We start from the raw sequence: 998 nt of genomic DNA, 5'->3' as shown, positions 1-998 counted from the left end.
GTGTGCGAACCGCAGTCGGTGGCCACCGAAGCGACGTACTGCGGGTTCGCCTTGTCCGAGATGTCGAAGACCCGGATGCCCTCGAACCCGTCGGGGTCCCTGGTGGACACTGCGGGCGCGCCGCACTCGTCGCTCGCGCGGGGGTAGTCCACGGAGAAGTACAGCAGGTCACCGCTGACCGAGACGTCTCCCTGGCCGCCGGGGCAGAGCACCTCGGAAACGACGGTCGGCGACTCCGGATCGGAGATGTCGTAGACGACGAAACCGTTGTAGTTGCCGCCGATCGCGTAGTCACCCGTGAAGGCCAGGTCCGAGTTGAAGTCGTCCATGGCCTCGGACTTGGGGACATTGGTCACGTGGGTGACGTTCGCGCTGGTTTCGGCGTCGCTCTCGAAGGGGGGCTCGTCCGCCGACGCGGCGGCCGGACCGAGAAGTCCCATGGTCAGGGCGGCGGCACCGGCGAGAGCGAACCCTGTCAGGCCTCGTCGGTACAGCGGGCGTCTCGAGCGGGGAGGAACGGGGGGTGACGCCATGTGTACTCCTGATTCCGAATGGAGCGAAACAGGAAGAACGTACACAGTTCAACATCAATATGTATAGAGGGAAACAAAAGAAACATGGTTGTTAACACGATGTAGAGCTGACCCGATCTGGCTACGCACAGTGCCTAGGCTTTGCCGTCACGACCGCCCCGCGGGGAGCCCGGGGAGCTCGGGCTGCGACTGCGAGTTGAACTCGTCCAGGACCGTCTCCGCAGCCCCCTCGAAGCGGGGGTCGGTGAGTTCGAGGACGTCCAGGCCGCGCTCGATGTCCGACGAGTAGACGTGCCCGTTGTAGTAGTACGCCGACCAGGAACCGGCGGTACGCAGGCTCTCCGGGTCGACCGGGCCGCGGTCGAAGTGACCCACCTCGACCGGCTGGTCAGGGTCGTTGAGGTCGATCACCGAGACGCCGCCCTGGTACCAGGACTGCACGAAGAAGTCCTGGCCCGGAACCGG

The 998-nt window shown here is 65.1% G+C and carries 2 pseudogenes; both read right to left on the bottom strand.

Annotation, left to right across the window (positions count from 1 at the left end):
* Window positions 1-533 (bottom strand): annotated as a pseudogene (locus D457_RS0131605) (hypothetical protein); the annotation flags it as partial.
* Between the two features lie 147 nt (window positions 534-680).
* Window positions 681-998, bottom strand: a pseudogene (locus tag D457_RS33925) (hypothetical protein); the annotation flags it as partial.

Origin of the sequence: Nocardiopsis valliformis DSM 45023, from assembly GCF_000340985.1 — a bacterium.
Taxonomy (GTDB): domain Bacteria; phylum Actinomycetota; class Actinomycetes; order Streptosporangiales; family Streptosporangiaceae; genus Nocardiopsis; species Nocardiopsis exhalans.
Note: the sequence above shows the minus strand (reverse complement) of the source record. Positions and strands in the feature narration are given on the sequence as shown.